The sequence below is a fragment of the Pseudoalteromonas sp. Of11M-6 genome, from assembly GCF_022347905.1.
Taxonomy (GTDB): domain Bacteria; phylum Pseudomonadota; class Gammaproteobacteria; order Enterobacterales; family Alteromonadaceae; genus Pseudoalteromonas.
In genome coordinates, this window is sequence record NZ_JAKRFW010000013.1 from 177,663 (window position 1) to 197,907 (window position 20,245).

The 20,245-nt window shown below is 41.2% G+C and carries 16 protein-coding genes; 9 read left to right on the forward strand and 7 right to left on the reverse strand.

Annotated features, from left to right (window positions below; translation table 11 throughout):
- Positions 1 to 9 precede the first annotated feature (9 nt).
- The 3 genes from MHN32_RS09310 to MHN32_RS09320 all read left to right on the forward strand — a co-directional run bounded on the left by MHN32_RS09310 (position 10) and on the right by MHN32_RS09320 (position 3,522).
- Positions 10 to 714, forward strand: a complete 705-nt coding sequence (locus MHN32_RS09310; protein WP_174169221.1) for a response regulator transcription factor — start codon at positions 10 to 12, stop codon at positions 712 to 714.
- On the forward strand, positions 711 to 1,970 hold the full coding sequence (locus tag MHN32_RS09315; RefSeq protein ID WP_227387914.1) for an ATP-binding protein: 1,260 nt from the start codon (positions 711 to 713) through the stop codon (positions 1,968 to 1,970). Before MHN32_RS09310 ends, MHN32_RS09315 begins: the two co-directional genes overlap by 4 nt.
- Before the next feature lie 85 nt (positions 1,971 to 2,055).
- The gene (locus MHN32_RS09320) at positions 2,056 to 3,522 is read left to right on the forward strand and encodes a S41 family peptidase (RefSeq protein WP_239421583.1); all 1,467 of its coding nucleotides are present in this window, start codon (positions 2,056 to 2,058) and stop codon (positions 3,520 to 3,522) included.
- A gap of 100 nt (positions 3,523 to 3,622) precedes the next feature.
- Here the strand turns inward: MHN32_RS09320 and MHN32_RS09325 are convergent, their stop codons facing one another.
- Positions 3,623 to 5,176, reverse strand: a complete 1,554-nt coding sequence (locus tag MHN32_RS09325) for a PAS domain-containing methyl-accepting chemotaxis protein (protein ID WP_239421584.1) — start codon at positions 5,174 to 5,176, stop codon at positions 3,623 to 3,625.
- Between the two features lie 236 nt (positions 5,177 to 5,412).
- On the opposite strand from MHN32_RS09325, the gene hemH reads away from it, so the two are divergent.
- Positions 5,413 to 6,432, forward strand: coding sequence for a ferrochelatase (gene hemH, locus MHN32_RS09330; protein WP_239421585.1), 1,020 nt, complete (start codon positions 5,413 to 5,415; stop codon positions 6,430 to 6,432).
- Positions 6,433 to 6,487: 55 nt separating this feature from the next.
- Here hemH and MHN32_RS09335 read toward each other — a convergent pair whose 3' ends face one another.
- The 4 genes from MHN32_RS09335 to MHN32_RS09350 all read right to left on the reverse strand — a co-directional run bounded on the left by MHN32_RS09335 (position 6,488) and on the right by MHN32_RS09350 (position 13,955).
- Positions 6,488 to 9,034, reverse strand: coding sequence for a GGDEF domain-containing phosphodiesterase (locus MHN32_RS09335; RefSeq protein WP_102058048.1), 2,547 nt, complete (start codon positions 9,032 to 9,034; stop codon positions 6,488 to 6,490).
- A gap of 174 nt (positions 9,035 to 9,208) precedes the next feature.
- Positions 9,209 to 10,612 carry a TIGR00366 family protein gene (locus MHN32_RS09340; RefSeq protein ID WP_239421586.1) on the reverse strand — a complete coding sequence of 468 codons (1,404 nt, stop codon included), beginning with the start codon at positions 10,610 to 10,612 and terminating at the stop codon, positions 9,209 to 9,211.
- Between the two features lie 93 nt (positions 10,613 to 10,705).
- Complete coding sequence (locus MHN32_RS09345; protein ID WP_102058046.1) at positions 10,706 to 12,295, reverse strand: sensor domain-containing diguanylate cyclase; 1,590 nt, start codon at positions 12,293 to 12,295, stop codon at positions 10,706 to 10,708.
- A gap of 475 nt (positions 12,296 to 12,770) precedes the next feature.
- Complete coding sequence (locus tag MHN32_RS09350; protein ID WP_239421587.1) at positions 12,771 to 13,955, reverse strand: ectonucleotide pyrophosphatase/phosphodiesterase; 1,185 nt, start codon at positions 13,953 to 13,955, stop codon at positions 12,771 to 12,773.
- Positions 13,956 to 14,204: 249 nt separating this feature from the next.
- Between MHN32_RS09350 and MHN32_RS09355 the strand changes: the two genes are divergently transcribed.
- From MHN32_RS09355 to MHN32_RS09365, 3 genes are read left to right on the forward strand one after another with little or no spacing between them, the layout of a single operon-like run.
- The gene (locus MHN32_RS09355; RefSeq protein ID WP_010605404.1) at positions 14,205 to 14,750 is read left to right on the forward strand and encodes a MarR family transcriptional regulator; all 546 of its coding nucleotides are present in this window, start codon (positions 14,205 to 14,207) and stop codon (positions 14,748 to 14,750) included.
- Between the two features lie 15 nt (positions 14,751 to 14,765).
- The gene (locus tag MHN32_RS09360) at positions 14,766 to 16,112 is read left to right on the forward strand and encodes a cytochrome ubiquinol oxidase subunit I (protein ID WP_039495168.1); all 1,347 of its coding nucleotides are present in this window, start codon (positions 14,766 to 14,768) and stop codon (positions 16,110 to 16,112) included.
- Positions 16,105 to 17,103 (forward strand): cytochrome d ubiquinol oxidase subunit II, encoded by a 999-nt coding sequence (locus tag MHN32_RS09365; RefSeq protein ID WP_010372949.1) that lies wholly within the window; start codon positions 16,105 to 16,107, stop codon positions 17,101 to 17,103. Before MHN32_RS09360 ends, MHN32_RS09365 begins: the two co-directional genes overlap by 8 nt.
- A gap of 195 nt (positions 17,104 to 17,298) precedes the next feature.
- On the opposite strand, the gene MHN32_RS09370 is transcribed toward MHN32_RS09365, so the two are convergent.
- Together MHN32_RS09370 and MHN32_RS09375 are read right to left on the reverse strand one after the other, a co-directional pair.
- Positions 17,299 to 18,315, reverse strand: coding sequence for a lytic murein transglycosylase (locus MHN32_RS09370; RefSeq protein WP_069019253.1), 1,017 nt, complete (start codon positions 18,313 to 18,315; stop codon positions 17,299 to 17,301).
- Positions 18,312 to 18,593 (reverse strand): YcgL domain-containing protein, encoded by a 282-nt coding sequence (locus MHN32_RS09375; RefSeq protein ID WP_010605401.1) that lies wholly within the window; start codon positions 18,591 to 18,593, stop codon positions 18,312 to 18,314. Before MHN32_RS09375 ends, MHN32_RS09370 begins: the two co-directional genes overlap by 4 nt.
- Positions 18,594 to 18,728: 135 nt before the next feature.
- On the opposite strand from MHN32_RS09375, the gene minC reads away from it, so the two are divergent.
- Together minC and minD are read left to right on the forward strand one after the other, a co-directional pair.
- A complete protein-coding gene (minC, locus tag MHN32_RS09380; RefSeq protein ID WP_239421588.1) occupies positions 18,729 to 19,430 on the forward strand; it encodes a septum site-determining protein MinC in 702 nt (233 codons plus the stop codon).
- A 5-nt stretch (positions 19,431 to 19,435) separates the two neighbouring features.
- Complete coding sequence (minD, locus tag MHN32_RS09385; protein ID WP_010372960.1) at positions 19,436 to 20,245, forward strand: septum site-determining protein MinD; 810 nt, start codon at positions 19,436 to 19,438, stop codon at positions 20,243 to 20,245.

Sequence of the window (20,245 nt, forward strand, 5' to 3'; positions counted from 1 at the left end):
GGAGTATATATGAGCTCAAGATCATTGGTAATAATTGAAGATGACTTAGGCCTTGCGGAACTGCTTAGGCGCTTCTTTGAAAAACATGGTTTTATCGTGAGTATCCAAAATGATGGAGTGAGCGGATTGGCGCATGTCCTGCAACTTCAGCCGGATTTTGTATTGCTTGATTTGATGTTGCCAAATAAAGATGGTTTCGAGATCTGCAGGTCACTACAAAACAGGTACAATGGTAAATTGATTGTGTTAACCGCGAGTCACGATGATATAGACGAAATTACGCTATTAGAAATGGGGGCTGATGACTTTATTCATAAGCCAGTCAACCCACGAATTATCCTAGCGAGATTTCGAAAACTAGTTCGCCTAGCAGAAGAAAGTGAGAATAAACAGCAAAACGGGCACGTGATCCGTGTTGGCCCCTTCTCATTTAACTCATCGACAAGGCAAGCAAGCCAAGATGGTATACCGCTTGGTCTCTCAGACAGTGAATACACATTATTCCATTTTTTGGCGTCTAATGTTGACTCTATTCTAAGTCGCGACCAGATTTCAACTCAGCTGTACGGCCGATCATTTGATGGTTTCGATCGTACAGTTGACAATAAAATCATGAAGATAAGAAAGATTATCGGTGATGAAATGCCCTATCAACACCTCATCACTGTAAGAGGGAAAGGATATATTTTTGTAAATAGCAAGGAAACTGAATGACAAGCATACGTTTTGCATTTGCAAGCTTACTCTTTGCTAGTTTGTTTTTAGTGATAAATCCCCTTTTGACTTCTCTAGCTACAAGTTATTTCTCAAAAGAGCTGAAAAAGGATGTAGAGCTTGATTATCTAGCCTATGTTTATGCTTTAGATGCAGCTCGCCCTGGCTTGGATGATGCTCAGTGGCAAGCTTTACTTGCCCAGATCTCAGAAAAAAGTAATCTAAAAGTACAGACACTAGATAGACCAGCATTTGAGCAAACGACTAAGTTAGTCATCGAAAACGTTTATGATGAGGAATTACAAACCGTAATCGCAAAAATACAAGGTAAAGAGTTAATAGCGTTTTCTGCGCTTGGAGTGCAAGGCTCTGCAGGGGCGATCCTCAATTTTATTCAGTATGGTTTACCCTTAGGACTAATCCTAGTCCTATTTTTGTTGCACTCACTTTGGTTGCAATTTCGACTTTCTAGGTTAGAACATGCTAGTAAATTAATTGCACAAGGATTGTTATCTAAACGTGCTGATACCGGACTTTTAGCAGTCGGACGTGTCAATTACGCCTTTAATCAAATGGCTGAAAAATTAGAGTTTGCCTTTGCACAGCAAAGGAATATGATCAGAGCCGTATCTCACGAGCTCAAAACGCCATTATTCCGACTTCAGCTCAAGCTTGAGTTGCTTGATGTTCCACCAAAGAACAAAAATCTGGTTCGAGAGTTATTTGAGGAATGTGAAGAGCTTGAAATGCTGGTGCATGAGATTTTGGAGTTCAGTAAAGTAGAACAGTTTTCCGCAAAGACCAGCGTTTCCAATTTTGATTTGAGTACACTAATTAATGAATACATCGTCACTTTAGAAAAGTATTGTAATCACCCTATAATTATAAATTGTCCAAACTCAGTATGGATAAGAGCCTGCCAAACAGATGTTAAACGCGTGCTTCATAACTTAATTGTTAATGCTGATAAATTTGCAGTCGAGCAGATCCGTGTTTCACTAAGTTTATGTAACGCTCAACTTCTCTTAACTGTGGAAGATGATGGCATTGGCATTGCAGAAGATAAACATGAGTTAGTCTTCCAAGCCTTTTTTACGGTAGATGAAAGTCGCTCAGGAAGAAGACGGGGTGCAGGCCTTGGCTTGACCATCGTAAAAGAAACTTTATTGAACTATGACGCTGAGGTCTCGGTAAGCAGAAGTGAACTCGGTGGCGCATGTCTAACTATCAATTTGTCCCCAATGTTGATCTATTAACTATGACAAACCCCTGACAAATCCGCGACAATCAAATCACTACTTACACTTTAAAATAACTTCATATTTTAATCGATAGGAAGTTATGATGAAAAAATTCAACTTAAGACCGATCACTTTAATCTTGTGTATCGGCCTTGCTGGTTGCCACTTTGACGAAAATAAAAGCAGCGTAGAGGTTGTTCAACAAACGCAAAGAAATGAGCTTTGGTATTCGGAACATTATGGTGAAATAAAACAAATAGTTGATGAGCGTCTAGTGACCTGGCAAGTAACAGGCTCCTCTTGCTATCCAATTCTGACATTAGACCCTCTTCCGTTATTTGACGCGTTTAGCGCCAAAAGTGCAGGCTTGCTTACCTATAAACGACCCTACGATTCTGGCCCTGTAAAATACACTGAAATATCCAGTCTCGATGAAGTCTGTAAAGACGGATTTATATCTACCTCTGATAAAAGTGACTATACCTTTGACGCACAGGCAATCTTTGAACTTTTTTGGCTGGATATGAAAAATCACTATGCATTTTTCTCTGAGCGTAATGTAGATTGGGACGCTGTTTATAACCGGTATGCTGGGCAGCTAAGTGATGCCAATGAGACAAACCTACTAGGCGTATTTCGTGAAATACTTGAACTACTAAATGATGGTCACACCAGGCTTTATTTTAGCCTTGAAGAAGAACCGATAAATTTTGAAGCTAAACCTACCCTATTCAAAAGGTTAGAACGAGAAGCAGTTGATCTAAACTTGACTGGTGAGCTTGCTGAAAAATATATTGAAACGCAAACGAATCAACTACAAATGACGATTGCACAATATCTGGATCAAGAGACAAAGCAAGACTTTATAATACGTAAACAGCAAAGTTCGAATGGCCCTAATTGGGGAGTGATTAACACTGGTGGTCAACATATTGGTTATTTGAAACTCTATCATTTTCAAAACTTTATTGATGTAGCAGGTATTGAGCGTCAAGATATTAGTTATGCCAATGCGGCTTTCAACGATTTACTGGATGAAATTTTCACAGACTTATCCCGTACTAATCAGCTGATTATTGATATTCGCGATAATGAAGGTGGCCATGACATACAAGCACTAGAATTAATCAAGCGCTTTATCTCACAAAATACGCTTGTTTGGGATATTAGTACATTTTATGATGGGGCGTTGCATCAGCTGACATCGGTTTATGCAGAGCCTGATAATGACAGGCCATATTATCTTAAAGATATTTATCTTCTAACCTCAAACGGTACTTTCAGTGCTGGCGAAACCTTTGCGTTGGCGATGTCTGCGCTCCCTCAAGTAACACTGGTAGGACGCGCTACAGCTGGTGCTACCTCTGATACTTTTCCACGGATGCTGCCTAATGGTTGGATTTATGAGCTTAGTAATGAGTACTATGAAAATAGTTTGGATTTGAATGTGGAAGTGCTAGGTGTTCCTGTTGACGTTGAAGTCGATCCCTTCGACATCACATTTAGAAAAGAGAACAAAGATGCGGCGATTGAAAAAGTATTGTCACTACTAAGCTATGAGCCTTAACTATGAAAAAAGGACATCCACTGATGTCCTTTTTATCATTTAAGGATTTTAGCAAAAAAACGATGGATTGAACTACTACATTTAACTCAACTAAATAGCATCACTTACGCTTAAAACGAACAATCAACTCGTGCATTTCTTTAGCAGTCGATTCTAGGTCTTTACTCTCTTGATGCACTTTGTCCGCGCTATCTAGGCTGTTGTTTGCAAGCTGTGCAATGTTTACGACTTGCTGATTAATGTCATCAGACACGGCCGCTTGTTGCTCAACCGAAGTTGCAATTTGCATCGACATATCACTAATTTGGATAACCGCTTGGGTGATTTGTTGTAGCATATCGGTGCTTTGATTCAGCTGTTCAATACCGTGAAGCGATTCTTCTTGGCCTTGCTGAGCAATGTCTACTGACGCTTGTGTGCTGCTGGTTAGTTCTTCAATAATTGCATGGATCTCTTTCGTCGACTCTTGTGTGCGCTGTGCTAGATGTCTAACTTCATCAGCAACTACTGCAAAGCCCCTACCTTGCTCACCAGCTCGCGCAGCTTCAATTGCTGCATTTAGTGCTAGCAAATTAGTTTGCTCAGCGATTTGTTCGATAATTTGTGCGGCTGCTGCAATTTTATCAGTTTGTTTAGAGACACCTTCAACAGAATTGCGGATGTCAGCAATGGTATTACTTAAATCACCAAAAGCAATTTTAGTTTTATTAGCGATCTGTTCTGTTTGAGAAGTCAAATCAAGGGAGTTCTGAGCATCTTTAGCACTCAGTTGCACGCTGTTAGAGACATCGTTGATGGTTGTTGTCATTTCATTCATTGCTGTGGCAACAAGCTCAGTCTCAGTTTGCTGCTTTTGTAAATCAGCATAGGTGGCTCGCGCTTCTTTACTCGCCGTATGCGCTCCTTTAGATACGTTTTGCGCCGCATGTTCAACACGCGTAAGAATTGTATCTAGGTGTGCCCTTTCGCTCTTTAAGCGGACTTGGATTGATGCCATAGTACCATCCCAAGTCGAATAAACTTGCTCAGATATCTCATCGCAAAAACTGTGCGCCAACTCAGATTCTAGTCTTCTCAGCTGTTCTTTATCGCGCCAAGTTGCATAGGCTGAATATGCCAGCATATTTGCCATCAACCAAAAAAATCCTGCAGACTCAGAAGCAAAATACCAAAGTGCCAGTGATGAGATGATGTTAAAGACTGGCCAAATCACGCGTAATTTGGGAAGACCGAAACTGCTTCCTTTATTAGTATTTACGTTTGTATAAAGTTGACTTGCCCGTTCAACCGTAGCCCTATCTGGGCAGCTTCTAACCGACTCATAGCCAATGATTTTGCCATTTTCTGTTATTGGCGTTACATAGGCATCTACCCAGTAGTGATCACCATTTTTACAGCGGTTTTTTACGATCCCCATCCATGGCTTGCCTGTTTTAAGCTGCGTCCACATTGTTTGAAACGCCACAGGTGGCATATCTGGATGTCGTACTATATTATGAGGTTGACCAACTAACTCATCACGAGAAAATCCACTAACATCAACAAACGCTTGATTGCAGTCAATAATATTTCCTTTCAGATCAGTGACGGAGATGAGTTTTACATCGCGAGGAAAGGTTTTTTCTCTTTGGGTTACTGGGTGGTTGGTTCTCATTAGACAAGTCCAAAACTAACAAAAAATTGATTTTCCCTTAAATATTTGCAGAAAAATACGCCCTCAATCCATGAATAGCAATAGAGAAGGGATTAATTAACGATAATTACAACTATAGTGTGAGTTAATTTTAGGCGCAAATTGATTTATGCCAGTTTAGATCGAAATTAGGCTTACTCCCGTATAGCCTTTCTTGTAAAATAATCCTAATAAAATGATAATCTAAGGAGCGTTAAGTGTCTCGCTTTTCAGCCATTACAGATAATCCCCATGAAGGCCGATTTAATTCCAAAACGGGCATTCTTATTACGAATTTAGGTAGCCCGGATGCACCGACGGCTAAGGCACTTAGAGTTTATCTTGCGGAGTTTCTCTCCGATCCCCGTATAGTCGAAATTCCAAGGCTAATTTGGTTAATGATTTTACATGGCATAATTTTACGTGTTCGCCCTAAAAAGTCAGCACATGCCTATCAATCAATTTGGACCGATGAGGGCTCCCCGTTGATAACCATTAGTCGAGCGCAAACTGATAAAATAAAGAAGCAGTTACGCAGTGAAGGTTTTGAAAACATCGAAGTTGAACTCGCCATGCGCTATGGCAACCCGTCAATTGAATCAGGGCTTGAGAAATTAAGAGAAAAAGGCATCACAAGAATTATCATCGTGCCACTATATCCTCAATATTCCAGTGCAACGACAGGCTCAACCTTTGATCAGATCTCAAAGGTGCTAAGAGGTTGGCGCTGGGTACCAGAGCTACATTTTATTAATGGCTATCACAAACATCCGCTCTATATCGAATCTTTAGCTAATTCCATTAGCGAAGATCTTGAGGCGAATGGGGAGCCGGATAAATTGGTATTTTCATATCATGGTACACCAAAGCTATTTTTAGATAGAGGCGACCCGTATCACTGTTTTTGTCAGCAAACGACTCGATTAGTCGTTGAAAAACTTAATCTTGATAAAGAAAAAGTAATAACTACCTTTCAAAGTCGTTTTGGTAAAGCAGAATGGTTACAACCTTATACGGACAAAACACTTGAGAGTTTTCCCAGTCAAGGTATTAAAAACGTCGCTATTTTAAGTCCGGCTTTTAGTGCAGACTGCTTAGAAACACTCGAAGAGTTAGAAGTTGAAAACCGAGAGGTATTTGAGTCTGCTGGCGGCGAAAAGTATCGCTATATTCCCGCACTAAACGACCGTGATGATCACATTAAAGCGATCACAGCGCTGATAAAACCACTGCTGTAATAAAGACGCAGAAGCAATCTGCTATTTTTAGGTGTGATATCAAAATATCACACCTTTATTTTTCTAACGCACTTTGTGTTTGTTCAGCAAAAGCGTCTGTTGTGAGTAGCTCAAGACAGGCATCTATTGGTTTTGCGGGACTGTAAAAGAATCCTTGAATGTGATGACAACCGAGCTCTCGTAATTTTTCGAGTTGAGTAAACTGCTCTACCCCTTCGGCTATCACACCAATTCCCAACTTATCACTGAGCTTAATGAGGCAGTCAATCATTACTTGTTTGTTGTAATCAGACATCAGGCTGTCGACAAAGCTTTTGTCTATTTTTAGGTAATCCACCTGATTTTCTATCAAGTTACTTAATGATGAATAGCCAGTACAAAAATCATCAAGCGAAACCTTGATCCCATGTTCTCTCAGTTGATTAAGCGTTTTCCAAGTATAGCGATTTGTAGCAAGCGATTCGGTAACTTCAATGGTAATTGCTTCATACGGGATCTTTGCTTTTTCGATGGCACTGGTAATTAACTTCACCTGATTAATACTGGCTTTAAACTCACTAACAGAACGGTTAATAGAGATCCCAACCTCTGTAAAACCAGCTTGGTGGATCTTTGCTAAGTCTTGGCAACTACGCTCAAGTACAAACTGTCCAACTAAATGAATAAGACCAAATTCTTCAGCAATAGGAATGAAAGTACCTGGTGATACCATTCCGTATTCATCATCAAACCAACGTACTAGGGCTTCAAACTTTGTGATGTGGTTGGTATCTGCATTAACGATCGGTTGATAATAAACAGTAAGCGCTCCTTCTTTCAGTGCCTGCTTTAACTTGTCTTTAAGCTTTATTTTATTTAAATAGGCATTTTGAATTGCCGCATTGTGTAAGGCTACCTGTCCGCGCTCGGTCTTTTTCACGCTATTGAGTGCATGCGCTGCGTTTCTGAGTAAGTTAGCCGCGGTGATCCGAGAGCCAGCCTCGAGCTGTGCAATACCTGTAGAACAAGTGACTTCTATAGTAATTTCATTAAATACATAGGGCTGAGAAAGTTTCAGTGAAAGCTTTTGAGCAATTTTAAGCGCGCTTTCTACATCGCTATGAGTGAGCAATAGCGCAAATTCATCACCACCATATCTTGCGATAATGTCATTTTGGCGAACTGCATTTTTTAATCGTTTAGCTACAGAAATAAGTACCTTATCGCCAATCTCCGGACCAAAAACATCGTTCACTTCTTTAAACCTGTCTAAGCCAATGAAAAGCAGTGAACAACTGGTATTGTTACTTCTAGAGCCCGATATTTGTTCTTCCAATCGCTGCATAAAACTGCGGCGATTTAATAATGCTGTTAATGGTTCATGGTTGGCGTAGAAGGTAAGTTGAGACTCATTACGCTTCCATTCGGTAATATCTCTAAAAATGCCGACGTAGTTAGCAACTCGACCTTGCTCATCCTTCACCACACTCAGTGTTAATTCCTCAGGATAAATCTGACCGTTCTTGCGACGGTTGTGGATCTCTCCTTTCCAATGGCCAACCGTGCTCAATGATGCCCACATGGCTTCATAGAATGATTTATCTTGCTTACCAGATGATAACACCGCGGGGTCTTGGCCCAATAATTCGTAGCCGGTATAACCCGTTAGCCGCTCAAAAGCACGATTCACCATAATGATTTTATTTTCATTATTGGTGATCATAATGGCTTCTGTAGCATGCTCGAACACAACATTAGTGAGTTCGAGCTGTTTATTTAGCGATGAAATATAGCTAATATCTTGAATAGTCGCAGTGAATACAAACTCATCGCTATGCTGCTCATCAGACTCTACTTGCCCAATAATTCTTAATAACCCATGATTTTCCGTGCGAGCGGCCAATGAAACTTGCAAATCAGTATTGCGAACGGCACCTAACCTCACTTTTTCTAATGCAATCCGCAGCCTTTCACTATCTTCTATCGTGAGTTTATCGAGCAATAATGACAGCGACGGAGAATGAGCTTTTGTCTTAAGTAGATGATTTAGGTGGGGGGAAAAGTAGTGCTTATTTTGTTTAAGTTGCCATGTCCATGTGCATAGGTCCGCTATTTGCTCACCTTTTGCAAGTTGCTTTAGTAAAATACCTTGTTTAGTCAATTCTAAATTGTGGTTAAGCTCCGTTGAGATCAGGTGTCCTAACTCTTGAAACCACAATTTTTCTTCAAAGCTGACTTGTTTTTCTTTATTAAACAAACAGACCATTATTCCTATTGGTTTGTGATCTAAGGCCCTTAGCGTTACCCCTAAATACCCCTCTATACTAAGAACACGAAGAATTTCATCTTCTTCATAAAGTTGTTGCAAGCCACTGGTAACACTGCAAACTTCGTTACTTGCTTTAGCATCAAAACACGGCGTCCCTTCTAGGTCATAAATAATATTATCGACTTCTTTACCATCCGCCAGGTACATAACGGTCTTTACGCGCTTATCGTTATCGATAAACTTACCCACAAAACAATGATCCGCATCAAACCGTTCAAACAGCTGTTTCAATGCAAATTGATATCGCTGATTAGTGGATGTTAAATTGTAAAAATGGCTAAACGTTAAATTCATAGAAGTCTGTATGGCTAATTCTCGACCAAGATTTTTGTTTAATAAATAATAATAGCTTATTAAACTACATAGAATATAAATACAGATCAATAAATTTGCTTTTTGAAAAGAAATTGAGTCTAGTAAAAGCAAGATAGCGCCGATTGGCGCTATCTAAGAAGAAAATTTGTTTATCTACAGTTGTGGTTGCACGTCCAAACCATAACCAAACATCACAGCGAGTACCAACACAGTTGCCGCTGCTACCATGAGTTTAGCCATTAACGGCATACAGAATCTAAACCAATGGGTATATGGGACACCAGCCATGCCGAGTATCCCCATTAATACTGCATTGGTCGGTACTATCATGTTTGAGAAACCATCACCAAACTGATACGCAAGTACTGCAACTTGCCTTGGTACACCAACTAGGTCACCTACTGGAACCATCAATGGCATGGTAACATAAGCCTGACCAGAGCCCGAAGGTATGAACATATTTAAAAGCGTTTGGATAAGTAACATACCAACAGCTGAAACTTCCGCAGCGACATAAGAAAGTGGTGTTGAAAGACCATGTACAATCGTATGAAGAATTTGACCATCCTCTAGAATTAGTGCAATACCACGAGCTACACCAATAAGCACTGCAGTAGTAACAAGATCTGAGACTCCTTCGATAAATCGGTTTGCGGCTTCATCAGCTGAAAGTTTACCAAGAATTGAAATAACGATACCCCAGGCGATAAATAAGCCACCTAGTTCGTAGAGATACCATCCTTGAGTCGCAATACCCCAAACCGCACAGACAAGCGTAACAATGAAGGTAAGTAGAATAGTTCTATGACGACCATTAAGCTGCGGATAGCTTGGCGCAGCCTGACCTGCCAGTGGGCAAGGCACGTCTTTCATCATAGAGTGCTCAGGGTTTTGCTGTACCTTTTTTGTATAGCTCCATACATGATGAAAGCCAATCAGTACAAATGGAACAAAAATAGCAAATCTCAACCATATGCCCGAATAGACAGGTACTTCAGCAATTTGCTGAGCAATTAATACCGTAAATGGGTTGAATGCCGAGACACCGTAACCAATACCATAGCCGGCAATGATCATACCAACAGCGGTCATGGCATCCAGCTTCATTGCTTTACAGAGTGCAACTAAAATCAGCACAAACGGGATGTATTCGCCTGCTGTACCAATAGCGCTTGACGCGATTGCAAAACAGAACACTACCATAAAAATGAGTTTTTGTGGTTTATCGCCATTTTTCTCAAGTAAACGACCGATCAACGCATCAACGGTGCCTGTTGCACGTGCGATTGCGAGTACACCACCAACAATCATAACGAAAAAGATTACGTCTTGCGCAGCAGCAAACGCACGAGGAATAGCTTTTAGCAGATCCCAAGGTGTAAGATGAACAGACTCTTCTGCAATATGGTAGGTACCAGCAAGCACAACCTGTCTGCCAGAGTCAGTAGTTGCAGTATCAAAAAAGCCTTGTGGAATAATCCAAGTCGACAGTAATGCAATTAGCGTCATACCTAGTAGCAGGACTAGTGTATGAGGAACTTTCAATGTTTTTGCCATGGAAAGTACAGCTCCAAATTTGGTAACGGTAAAATTGCAACGCATCTTACCGATATTCGGAGCAAATTTCACTTTTTAATATCAAATTTCCAATTATGCTACATTGTGATTGGCTAAAACGGCATGTTCAACACGGTTCCTGCCGTTTGCTTTCGCCTGATATAGACTTCTGTCTGCAAGTTTAAGTGCATGATGCAAATCCTCAGAGCACAGCGGCCAGTGAGAGATACCAAGTGAAATCGTAATATGCCCAGCTTCACCAAACTCAGTTTCAGCGGTACATGCACGCAAGCGTTCTGCAATTATGTCTGCTTTATCAATGTCTACATATGGCAAAAACATTAAAAACTCTTCTCCACCGCTACGACATAAGTGATCTTGTTCACGTGCATTAGTGCGCATCAGCTCGGCGAGTTTTCTGATTACTACATCACCAACATCGTGGCCGTAAGTATCATTCACATGTTTGAAGTGATCGATATCGAGCGCAATAATGCTAAACGGAGTTTGCTGCTCATAGGCAGTCTCCAGCCACTTTTCCATTCCTCGTCTATTGAATAAATGAGTAAGCTGATCTTGCTTTCTTTCATCGTCAAAGCGTTGGATCTGTGCTCCTAAGTTCTTAACACTGCTGTGCATTGCCTGATAAAGCCATGCGGCTTCATAATACCATGTAGATACATGTGGAAAATCTATGTTTCTACCATCTTGCACTTGCTCTGATAACTTAGCTAATCGCCATAGGGGCTTTGCTATTAAGGTTCCGAGTCCAAGTACACAAATTAACAAAAGTACAGTAAATGGAATGGTAGTTTTGAGTACGTGCCGCATAGTATTAGAAAGGTGCGACATGGTAACTTCTAACGGACGTTGTGCTACTACGCCCCAACCACTTGTGGGAACCAGAGCATAGCCCGCAAGCATCGCAACGCCTTGGGTATTTATCACTTGTGCTGACCCTGAAACTTTATTAAGCAGAGACCCAACGACTTCATTTTCAGTGACATCTTGTCCTATTCGATGATCGTCGTGATGATAGATTAGTTTGCCGTTTGGTCCAGTAACAAAAATATAGGTCTTGTCCTTATGATGGTGGTTAGCAAGAAGCCGCCCTAAGATATTATCTCCTTTTAGATAAATCCCAGCTGCGATAAAGCCGACAAATTTACCTTCTCTATCAAACATTGGGTGTGTTGGGCTCACCATCAAATTTCCGGCGGGAGAGATAAATGGCCCTACAATGAAAGGTGCCTGTTTACGAAGTGGCGATGTTTCGGCTTCATTTATAAGCGTAGTCCCAACAACACCGAGTGAACTGGGTTGAGCACCGATAATTTCTCCATCGGCGTTGACTAGCACGATTGAATCAAAACTATGAGTTCGAGTAAGCATTTGCTTAAGTTCGTTATCGACCAACTCTGGGTTATCTAGCTCCGAGGCGATAGTTTCGCTCGACGCTTTTAATTGCATCAAAACTGATTGTAAAAAGAGATCAGTAACATCCGCGAGCTTAGTTGCATAAGCGCGATTTGCCTCCAAGGTATCTTTTACCATCACTTGCTTTTGAACTTGGTAGCTTGAGAACAGAGCGTTTAGCAACGAAGTAAATACGCATAATGTGGCAAGAATGAGTATGAGCTTTTTGAGGTCTAACCAATGTTTTGCTTTATTTATTTGTACCACTAAGAATTCTCTTTAATGTACTTCCATGACATTTTAGCTATTCGTTTGAATGAAACAGTTAATCTATATCAAACTTCTGGTCAGACCAATAACGAATAAGAACGTGCACATTCTGTGTGCCGGTATTATAACCACATAGCCAAAAATATTTAGTTTTTTGAACGGATTATTGGTATTGTCTCAGCTATCAGGTGTAAAATAATCTGAACATAAATACAGCGAAGTTCTAATGAAGAAAAAGACTACCAATCCACTAGTTGGCCACTTTACACTTGCTTGCCTTGCGCTCGCGGCGATATGGATGTTCGTATCTGATAAAGATGCACTGCTTGTCCTTAATTCCTTGGTTCTTGTCTATATTGTCTTTGCTTTAGCAAAACGATTAATGAAGGCTTCCAATAAAAAGTAGCGCGCTTTACTGCTTTTGTTCAGAGCCTCGTTATTTATCGGCTCTGAACACAATAAATGGCCTGTTTTACTGCCTAACTAGCTTTAATAGGTTTTCCCCCCTACTATCAAGCTCATTAAGTGGTTTAAGCCCCATAATGTGTGTAAGTGTTGGGTAAACTTCTAAATTGCTAGCTTGTTCTATCGTTACACCCGATTTAAAGGCAGGGCCACTTGCGACAAAAAATGCGGCCATATCAGGTGTCACCTCATACCCATGCGTACCATAATAGCCTTGCTTGCCTTTTTGCATAAAGACAATAGGCGCTTTTGCTTGCAGGATAATGTCACCGATACGAGAAGACTCACCGCCATTTAATTGCAGTTTTCGCTCACGATTTAATACTTTATAACGACCATTCGCTTTTTTACGTAACTGCTGTATAAGCGTCTCTGTTTCAAGGACTTTATCACCTAACGCATAAAGTGACACCCTCGTTCCGCTATTTTTTATCGTCCAATCTTCAGGTATATCTAGCTCTTCGAGGATCACGGCTTTGCTTGGCTCTACGCTTGCCATACCGTGGTCAGAAACGAGTACTAAGTTCACTTTAATTTTGTCCCTTTTCAAAACAGCGACAAAATCTCCAATTAAGCCATCAACAAATTGTACCGCTTCTCTCGTTTTTTCATGATCTGGTCCGTATTCATGACCCATGGTATCCACTAGAGAAAAGTAGCTGGCGACAAACAATGGTTTTTCGCTTTTTGGTAATTTTAGCCAGCTGTGTATTTCATTTAGACGGTTCTTGTAATCGGCTTGTTTTGAATAGTGATAGTAATAGTCAGGCGTCATACCATTGATTCTAGCGTCTGATTCAGGCCAGAAATACGCGGCAGACTTATACCCGTGCATTTTTACAAGATTCCATAACGGAATACCACTTATCCACGAGCTATCCACTTTACCCATTCCCATCTTATAACACTCTTCACGCTTCTTATCACAAAAGTAATTATCGACAATGCCATGATTGATTGGTTTTAAACCCGTAACAATAGATAAGTGATTCGGAAATGTCTTAGTCGGATATTGAGGCCATAGCTTAGTCGCGCGGACGCCCTGCTTCGCAAGATTTGCAATATTCTTTGCATCGTGTTTTTCAATGTAATCCCATCTAAACCCATCAATGGAGATCAATATGGTTGTCGCGCGCTCAGCAAAAGCAGTGCAACTAAAGATAGATAAGGTGAAAAGGAGGATTCTTAACATGTATAAATTCCCGTGTCATGTGAGTACCGCTGCAAAAGTAGGAGGCTGTGCAGCATAATCCGTGTGATTGTGGCCGCATTAAATCACAATGATTTGAAATTTATATTGATTTGCGGTCAGTGGATGGCAATTATAGATATTCGGGGAAGGTTAACTTTCACTATGTTGTAGTTGAGCTTAATTAATGCTTGATCTAAGTCAAAGTGACCTTTATATTAAAGTTTCAATAATTACTGAAAGTTTAGAACAATGAACTTATCACCAAAAATAGAAAATTTTGTACTTCATTGCGGCGAAATGGGAAGCCGTTGGGGTTTCAACAGAACTATAGGACAAATGGTTGGTTTGTTGGTTATTAATGAAAAACCATTAACAGCGAACGAAATCGCCGATGCGTTAAAAATTTCACGCGGTAACGTGAGTATGGGAATAAAAGAATTGCAATCTTGGCAACTAGTTAAGGTGCATCATATTCCCGGCGACCGTAAAGAATACTACTCTCCAAACGGCTCTATTTGGGATCTCGCTAACCGCGTATTTGAAGAGAGAAGAAAAAGGGAAATCGACCCAACACTAACTCTACTTCGTGACCAAATCCTAGATAGCGCCAACTCACCTGAAGAAGTGTATGCACAGCAGCAAATGCAATCCATTCATGACCTACTTGAAACCGTCACTAAGTGGTCAGCGGAACTTCAACGCCTATCACCAGAGCAATTGCAATCGTTGATGAAGCTCGGTTCTTCTGTGAGTAAAGTAATAGATTTAAAGGATAAATTATTACGTAAGTCTTAAAGTGCGAGGTGCGTCATGCTTGATACGTTGTTGTTGTCGCGAATACAATTCGCAGCAAATATTAGTTTTCATATTCTCTTTCCCACGATAACCATCGCGTTAGCTTGGTTTCTGGCGTTTTTTAAACTCAAGTATGACCTAACCGAACACCCGGTTTGGTTAAGAGCTTATCGCTTTTGGGTCAAAATTTTTGCATTAACCTTTGCACTCGGTGTCGTAAGCGGCATTACCATGTCGTTCCAGTTTGGTACAAACTGGCCCGGCTTTATGGAGAAAGTCGGCAATATTGCAGGTCCCTTGCTCGGTTATGAAGTATTGACCGCATTTTTTATGGAAGCAACATTTTTAGGGATCATGTTGTTTGGCATGAAGCGCGTACCACCTAAAATACATACTTTAGCCACTTTTATCGTCGCCATAGGTACAACGCTTTCCGCATTTTGGATCCTGTCTTTGAATAGTTGGATGCAAACCCCGACGGGCTTTGAACTTAGAGACGGTATCGTATATCCCACGGACTGGTTTGAAGTTATTTTCAATCCTTCATTCGGTTATCGCTTCTTCCATATGCTACTAGCTAGTGCACTGACGGCTTCATTTTTGATAGCTGGTGTCAGTGCGTATCGGATGCTGAAAAACGACGAAAAACATGCCCCCAAAAAGGCGCTAACCGTTGCGTTAACAGTTGCGGCCCTGCTTACTCCATTGCAGGCTTTCGTTGGCGATTTGCATGGCCTAAATACGCTAAAACATCAACCACAAAAAATTGCAGCAATGGAAGGGGTTTGGGAAACAGAGAAAGGTGCACCACTACTATTATTCGCAATTCCGAATGAGGAAGAAAGACGCAACGACTTTGCGCTCGGTATTCCTAACATGGCAAGTTTTATTCTTACCCACGACGTTAACGGTGAAATTAAAGGGCTTAATGAATTTAAAGGTGAACACCCACCTGTTAAGCCCGTCTTTTTCGGTTTTAGAATCATGGTTGGGATGGGCATGCTGATGATCTTAGTTGCGTTTGTCACTCGTTTTACATTATGGAAAAAGGGCGAGTTACCGAAGTGGCAACTGAAAACGCTTGTTGCGATGACTTTCTCAGGCTGGGTGGCTACCCTCGCAGGCTGGTATGTCACAGAAATTGGCCGCCAACCTTATATCGTCAGTGGTATCTTAAGAGTTGAAGATGCAGTCACAACAATTGCCTCAGAAAATGTCTTATTTACACTCATTGGCTATCTGACGATATATGCAATCTTACTGTACGCTTATATTCGCACTTTGTTCCACACTGCTAGCAAGTCTGTAGAAGTGGAAGAGTACGACATGAAGGAATTTGCTGAGGAGGTGACTCGTGTTTAATCCGGAATATCTATCTCTCATCTATGCCGGTTTGATGGCACTCGCTGTGCTTGTTTATGCAATATTAGATGGTTACGACCTTGGCGTTGGCATGATGATCCCGCTGGACGATAAAGAAACCGCAGACACTATGATAGCCTCTATCGGTCCATTTTGGGATGCTAATGAAACGTGGTTAGTTTTAGCTGTAGGCCTCGCATTTATCGCATTTCCTCAAGCCCATAGTATGATCTTGCAGGCGCTCTACATTCCTGTTGTGTTTTTACTCTTTGGCTTAATTATGCGTGGTGTCGCTTTTGATTTCAGAGCAAAAGCGAGAGTTAAACGCCAAAGGCGGTGGGACAAAGTATTTAAATTTGGGTCGCTACTCACCTCGTTTGCGCAAGGGTATATGCTGGGGCTTTATGTCATAGGCTTTGAAAATACCCCTCTTGCCCATGCATTTGCGGTCTTTAGTGGAATTGGCGTTGTCTGCGCGTATGGCTTGATTGGTTCTGCATGGCTAATTATGAAGTGTGAAGGGCAATTGCAGCAAGATGCGATTAGCTGGTGCAAAAAATTTGCGAGAGTAGCCTTTGTTGGGGTGCTGCTCGTATCTATCATCAACCCAGCGATTAATGAGTGGATCTATGAGCGTTGGTTTGACCTCCCGATGGCCTTAGTCGTATTACCAGCCCCGATTATTTGCTTGTCGCTCTTTGTAATTTTAGAACTTGTGTTACAAAAACTACCAAAGTCGCCGGATAATGGTGCTTGGTTACCGTTCCTGATTTCAGCATTTATCTTTGTGCTTTGCTTCTTCGGCTTAGTTTATAGCTTTTACCCATTCGTAGTGCCAGGCAAGCTAACCATCTTCGAAGCGGTCGCTGACGCATCGGCTCTTACTTTCTTATTATATGGCGTAGTCATTGTGGTGCCGACCTTAATTGCATATACGCTATTTTCGTACCGAGTCTTTTGGGGCAAGGTTCAACCTTTGTCCTACTATTGACACTTGCATACATTAGCCCAACCAAAAGGCAGCGAGTTGGACGCTGCCTTTTTTATTGCTTTATGAATACTACTCGTCTTTGCTATATGTCTTTTTTGTTTACTGCAAATCTAATGCCTGCGAAGCAAGCTTTATCATCCAATAAATAGGCATAAAAAAGCCCGCTATTCGAGCGGGCTAAGTCTGACTTTGTGGCTAAATCTTTGGGTAACCTATTCTGTCAGATAAATATCCAACGCTTGAGGCAAAGTAATAAGATCTATTCCAATTCATTAAAGCCTTGTAATTGTCATAAGCCAAGTACATCCGGCCATTGGCGTCATCTGGCATCACTAATGCTGCTGTGATATTCACTTGTGGCAAGTCAGTACCGTCCATTCTGCGAAGACCAAGCGCTTGCCACTCCTGCAATGAACGCTCTGATTTACTCCACTCCTTTAACCATTCGCTGTGCGTTTTAGTACCACGCTTTAAAATGTAGCTATTGTCAAAACCTTCAGGTAGCTTAACTTGGCGACCCCAAGTGAGATCGTCGTTCCAGCCCACACTTTTCAGGTAATTGGCTATTGACGCAAAAGCATCTTCTTGTGTCGTCCAAATGTCCTTACGACCATCTTTATTATAATCAACAGCATAAGACGTAAATGAAGTTGGCATAAACTGAGTTTGACCCATTGCTCCTGCCCACGATCCTTTGAAATCATCCAGACCGATGTGACCATCTCTTAAAATATCCAGCGCAGCCCACAACTGTCTTTTATACAAAGCTTCTCGACGACCATCAAAAGCAAGCGTCACTAACGCACTAATGACAGGATAGCCGCCTTGAATACGACCAAAGTTACTTTCAAGGCCCCACAGGGCAACGATAAACCGTGCCTGTACGCCATATTCTTTTGCTATTTTTTCTAAAGATTCTTGGTGTTCTTTGTAGAGTTTGCGGGCCTGTTGGATTTTCCATTCAGGGACGCGCTTGGGTAAATAAGTTTCTAGTGTTTCGACAATTTCTGGCTGGGATTTATCAGCCTTAATCACCTTTTCCTTAAATACTGCTGTTGCAAAAGCCTCATCAACTAATTGTTGTGTATAGCCCTTGTCAATCGCTTCTTGTTTTAAGTTTTTGAGGTATTCATCAAACTTCGCTTGAGTGTTAGCAAAGACTGATGTGGACAAGCAAACTGAGGCTACTAGTAGGGAAATTTTTTTTATCACGAATCTGTTACTCCGTTTTGCTTTCTAAATTCATCAAGCAAGCTTTCTGTATGCGGTGGAAGTTGCAAGTAAAACCCATCGTCAGTTAATTTTTGCTTAACCGTTTCAAGATCAGCAATTCCCAATTTTGTTCTTCTCGCAAGGTCAATAATCATGACATAGGTAGGAGTGCCGAAAGTTTCCATTAACGGTGCAGGGACATTGGAAAAATCATCTCTTTTAGTTACAAAAAGATAGGTATCCGCTTTTTTTGGACTTTTGTATATGGCAGTGAGCATTATAAGCCTATAAATTCTTGCTAATCATGGGCGGTCACTATACCATGCTATTAGTAAGTTGTGGAAAGTTTTACTAACCGCTAAAGTCAGCTAGATAAGGCTTTAGCGGCGGTTGTAACAGAAATTTGAGTACATATGGCAAATCAAACATTCGAACTAAAAGGAAATCTATTTACACTCTCTGTGCTGCAGTTGTTTTCTTTAGATCTGACCAAGTTAAGGCAAGATCTTGATAGCAAAATTTCGCAAGCGCCTAAATTTTTTCAAGGTGCACCAATTGTCGTTAATTTAGCTGATGTTCAGGAGCAAACTGTAGAATTCAAAGAGTTAAAGCAAACACTGGTCGATTTACAGCTCAATCCAGTGGGTGTGTGTAGCGGTACTCAAAGTCAGCACGACTTAGCCAAAGAAGCCGGGTTTTCTGTACTAAACTATTCAAGGGATGTGCAACCGAGTACCCCATCACAATCTCAAGCAGAAGTAGTAGAAAAACAAGTTTATCTTCCTGCTCAAATTGTGAACGGAACGGTACGTAGTGGTCAGCAGATTTATGCTAAAGACCGTGATCTGATCGTGCTAGGTGCTGTAAGTCATGGTGCAGAAGTTATCGCCGATGGTAACGTGCACATTTACGGTACTTTACGTGGTCGTGCAATCGCAGGTGCGCAAGGCCAGGAAGACACGAGTATATTCTGTCAGCGCTTAGAAGCTGAGCTGGTGTCTATAAACGGGAGTTATTGGATCAGTGATTCGCTGCAAGGTGAACACTGGGGTCAAGCTGCTCAAATAACACAACAAGACGAATCATTAAAAATTACAGCTTTGGTCAAAGGATAAATCAGATGGCAAAAATTATTGTCGTAACTTCAGGTAAAGGCGGTGTTGGTAAAACAACGTCAAGTGCAGCAATTGGTACTGGCTTAGCGCTAAAGGGTTATAAAACAGCCATTGTCGATTTTGATATTGGTCTTAGAAACCTCGACTTAATCATGGGATGCGAGCGTCGCGTTGTTTATGATTTTGTCAACGTTATCAACGGTGAAGCAAATTTAAATCAAGCATTGATTAAAGATAAGCGCGTTGAAAAACTTTATATTCTTCCAGCTTCTCAGACTCGTGATAAAGACGCCCTCACTCGAGAAGGGGTTGAACGTGTGCTAAATGAGATGAAAGAAGAATTTGATTTCATCATTTGTGATTCCCCTGCAGGTATTGAGGCAGGCGCAATGATGGCATTGTACTTCGCTGATGAAGCCGTGGTAGCAACTAACCCTGAAGTTTCATCCGTTCGTGACTCAGACCGTATTTTAGGTATTCTACAAAGCAAGTCGAAGCGCGCTGAAATGGGCCTAGAGCCGGTTAAGGAACACCTATTGCTTACACGTTATAACCCAGAGCGGGTAGATAGCGGTGAAATGTTGTCGGTAGACGATGTTAAAGAAATTCTAGCGATTGACTTACTAGGTGTAATACCTGAATCAAAAGCAGTACTTAATGCGTCGAACTCAGGCCAACCGGTTATCTTAGACCAAGAGTCTGATGCAGGCCAAGCATACAGCGATGCAATTAACCGCTTATTAGGTGAAGTCGTTGATTTCCGTTTCTTACAAGTTGAGAAGAAAGGTATCTTCAAACGGATCTTTGGAGGGTAA

Excerpts from the sequence above, each read along its gene's own strand:
- MHN32_RS09355 (WP_010605404.1), top strand. The coding sequence starts at position 14,205 with ATGAACTTATCACCAAAAATAGAAAATTTTGTACTTCATTGCGGCGAA.
- minC (WP_239421588.1), top strand. The coding sequence starts at position 18,729 with ATGGCAAATCAAACATTCGAACTAAAAGGAAATCTATTTACACTCTCT.
- MHN32_RS09340 (WP_239421586.1), bottom strand. The coding sequence starts at position 10,612 with ATGGCAAAAACATTGAAAGTTCCTCATACACTAGTCCTGCTACTAGGT.
- MHN32_RS09335 (WP_102058048.1), bottom strand. The coding sequence starts at position 9,034 with ATGAATTTAACGTTTAGCCATTTTTACAATTTAACATCCACTAATCAG.
- MHN32_RS09315 (WP_227387914.1), top strand. The coding sequence starts at position 711 with ATGACAAGCATACGTTTTGCATTTGCAAGCTTACTCTTTGCTAGTTTG.
- MHN32_RS09325 (WP_239421584.1), bottom strand. The coding sequence starts at position 5,176 with ATGAGAACCAACCACCCAGTAACCCAAAGAGAAAAAACCTTTCCTCGC.
- MHN32_RS09350 (WP_239421587.1), bottom strand. The coding sequence starts at position 13,955 with ATGTTAAGAATCCTCCTTTTCACCTTATCTATCTTTAGTTGCACTGCT.
- MHN32_RS09360 (WP_039495168.1), top strand. The coding sequence starts at position 14,766 with ATGCTTGATACGTTGTTGTTGTCGCGAATACAATTCGCAGCAAATATT.
- MHN32_RS09375 (WP_010605401.1), bottom strand. The coding sequence starts at position 18,593 with ATGCTCACTGCCATATACAAAAGTCCAAAAAAAGCGGATACCTATCTT.
- MHN32_RS09310 (WP_174169221.1), top strand. The coding sequence starts at position 10 with ATGAGCTCAAGATCATTGGTAATAATTGAAGATGACTTAGGCCTTGCG.
- MHN32_RS09320 (WP_239421583.1), top strand. The coding sequence starts at position 2,056 with ATGATGAAAAAATTCAACTTAAGACCGATCACTTTAATCTTGTGTATC.
- minD (WP_010372960.1), top strand. The coding sequence starts at position 19,436 with ATGGCAAAAATTATTGTCGTAACTTCAGGTAAAGGCGGTGTTGGTAAA.